The following is a 1,789-nucleotide window of genomic DNA, read 5'->3' on the forward strand; positions in this document are numbered from 1 at the left end:
GTAGCCTAGTTATTTCACTAGTTAAAGAAATAACCAATCCAGAAGCAATAGTTTTGAGCAAAACACTTTTCAAAATATTTGGACTGTTTCTAAATATTCTCATTGCACTAGAAATTTTAGAGAATATAACCGCTTATCTGCGAAAACATGTTATTCAACTTGAGTTAGTTGTTGTTACGTCTTTAATTGCCGTTGCCCGTAAAATCATTATTCTTGACCTGAAAACAACTTCTGGAAGCCAGGTAATTGGATTAGCAATTGCCATTATATCTCTATCAATGAGTTACTGGATTATACGGAGTACTAGCACAAGAAAACATCATTAATGCATAAGCTTGAGAATACTATGACTAATTTTTTCCAATTTGAAGCCGATTTTGTGGATTCTTTACGGTGCATTCCTATGCAAGTGCGGATGAAATTAGATACTTGCGGCATCAAACTTAAACTGAGCCACTGGCATCAGTTTAATCAACAAGAGCGTCAGCAACTGGTAGAGATACCCTGCACTACGACCGAGTCAATCCAAAAGTATGCAGACTATGTTCAACACCTAGTTATAAACTATACAGGAAAACCCGCTTCTAATTTACCTGTTGATCCCCAAGCTCCCTGGATGAATTCTCAGGTAATTCCATCTACCGTGGCGGAAAAAGCTATGGAATTGGGAGTCGTAGTAACTACTCAACAGTGGGCAGAACTAACTCCTATCCAACGTTTTGCCCTGATTAAACTGACGCGCCCTAGTCATGAAAACAAAAACTTTTTACCAGCACTCAAAGAATTCCAATTAGTTTTTGTTAACCGTTAACCTACCCAACAAGGGACGCCTACGGCGAACACCGTTCAACAAACTCAGACCAAGTCAAATATGTCCCTTAAATCTGGATTAGCTTAACTGCTAGAAGTACCTACCTGATCTACCACGACCTGATCCCGACAAGACTGGTTTTGGGCTTTCTGTATTAGCTCTCGCATTTGATCAAGATGATCTAAGGCTGAATTAAGCTGGCTTTGACGTAATTCTGATGATAGGTTAGAGTGGTTAGCTAGGTTTTCTAGAATAGCTTGAATAGTGTTGAGCAAGATACACAGTTGATAATCTTGACTGGTGCTCAAGTTACTTTTGGGATAGTTGAAATCCTCACACTGTTGGGAATGATTTAATCCTTGACCCTCTATCGGTTTTGACAAAATTACTGTTAGTTTTCTGTTTTGGTCTGTGTTTTGGTCTGTGTTGGGTGACTCTGATTTATGATTAAACCTATCTCCTGATAAAGCGATCGCATTTTCTGCCATCTTCCCAAACTCCTCACCAGGGGGAATGGCTTTGTGGGATTTGTTCACGGATTCTTTGGCTGGGTCTAATTGCTCAACGGTTTGCTGCAATGTATCGACAATTCCATACATTTCCATTGGGTCAAACACTCGCAGCAGGGTTGTTTGGGTGACAATACCAATTTCTTTACCCCAATTCCAAGACACCACCAATCGCCGCACACGACGCTTTTGCATTTCTTGATGAGCTGTCCATAGAGAATCTTCAGGACTCAGCAGAAATAGAGGTGTACTCATCACATCCTGAGCCTGGACTTTAGACAAATTCAGCTTGAGAGACTGAAATTGGACAATATCCCGCTCTGTGACAATCCCCACTGGCATACAGCTATCCTCTCCATGGTCGGAGGTAATGACCACACAACTAACTCGGTGCTTATTCATGAGTCGGGCTAAACTCAATACTGAGACAGTTGGAAGCGCATTAACCACCTGGGGGGTCATCACTTCT

General features: G+C 41.1%; 3 protein-coding genes. 2 read left to right on the forward strand and 1 reads right to left on the reverse strand.

The annotated features are described in order from the left end of the window. Together F6K49_RS45555 and F6K49_RS45560 are read left to right on the forward strand one after the other, a co-directional pair. Positions 1 to 326, forward strand: a 326-nt coding sequence (locus F6K49_RS45555) for a phosphate-starvation-inducible PsiE family protein (RefSeq protein ID WP_293108818.1), incomplete at its 5' end; no start/stop codon positions are given. 20 nt (positions 327 to 346) lie between these two features. Beyond that, positions 347 to 811, forward strand: a complete 465-nt coding sequence (locus F6K49_RS45560; RefSeq protein WP_293108823.1) for a nitrate reductase associated protein — start codon at positions 347 to 349, stop codon at positions 809 to 811. A gap of 83 nt (positions 812 to 894) precedes the next feature. Here F6K49_RS45560 and F6K49_RS45565 read toward each other — a convergent pair. Next, positions 895 to 1,789: CBS domain-containing protein (locus tag F6K49_RS45565; RefSeq protein WP_293108842.1), on the reverse strand; the 895-nt coding region annotated here is incomplete at its 5' end.

The sequence above is a fragment of the Moorena sp. SIO3I6 genome (genome assembly GCF_010672095.1).

Excerpts from the sequence above, each read along its gene's own strand:
- F6K49_RS45560 (WP_293108823.1), top strand. The coding sequence starts at position 347 with ATGACTAATTTTTTCCAATTTGAAGCCGATTTTGTGGATTCTTTACGG.